This window comes from Mesorhizobium sp. M7A.F.Ca.CA.001.10.2.1, assembly GCF_003998575.1.
GTDB lineage: Bacteria > Pseudomonadota > Alphaproteobacteria > Rhizobiales > Rhizobiaceae > Mesorhizobium.
The window spans coordinates 1-761 of record NZ_RZQY01001199.1; the positions used below are offsets into that span (position 1 = coordinate 1).

Sequence of the window (761 nt, forward strand, 5' to 3'; positions counted from 1 at the left end):
CTGTCAAGAACCTGACGGTGAAGGATACGCGCGGCGTAACCATGGTCGACGACATCTCCTTCGATATCAGGGCCGGCGAGATCGTCGGCATCGCCGGTGTCGCCGGCAACGGACAATCCGAACTGCTCGAGGCGATTTCCGGCATCAGGCGTGCGGTGTCCGGCTCGGTCATGCTCGACGGCAAGCCGATCGACCTGACCGGCGCCGCCGACCCGGGCGAACTGCGCGACCGCGGCCTGGCGCATGTGCCGGAGGACCGCCATCACGTCGGGCTGGTGCTGGCCTTCGAGGAGAACGAGAATTCGATCCTCGGCTATCACGATGATCCCCGTTATTTGAAGGGGCCGTTCCTCAACATCGATGCCATCCGCAACGATGCCAGGGACAAGATCGCCAAATACGATATCCGGCCGGCCGACTGCCGGCTGAAGACCGCCAATTTCTCCGGCGGCAACCAGCAGAAGATCGTGCTGGCGCGGGAGATGGAACAGGACCCTGGTGTTCTGATCGTTGGCCAGCCGACACGCGGCGTCGATGTCGGCGCCATCGAATTCATCCACAAGCGCCTGATCGCCATGCGCGACCAGGGCAAGGCGGTGCTGGTGGTGTCGGTCGAGCTGGACGAGATCCGTTCGCTGTCCGACCGTATCCTGGTGATGTTTGCGGGCCGCATCGTCGGCGAACGCGGCCCCGAAGCGACCGAGGGCGAGCTCGGCCTGCTGATGGCTGGCATCGAGCACCAGGAGGCAGCACTTTGAGCG

Annotated in this window: 1 protein-coding gene; it reads left to right on the top strand. The window is 64.3% G+C overall.

The genetic code is table 11. The features are described from left to right. Positions 1-758, top strand: a 758-nt coding sequence (locus EN964_RS36125; protein ID WP_127277569.1) for an ATP-binding cassette domain-containing protein, incomplete at its 5' end; no start/stop codon positions are given. Positions 759-761: the final 3 nt, after the last annotated feature.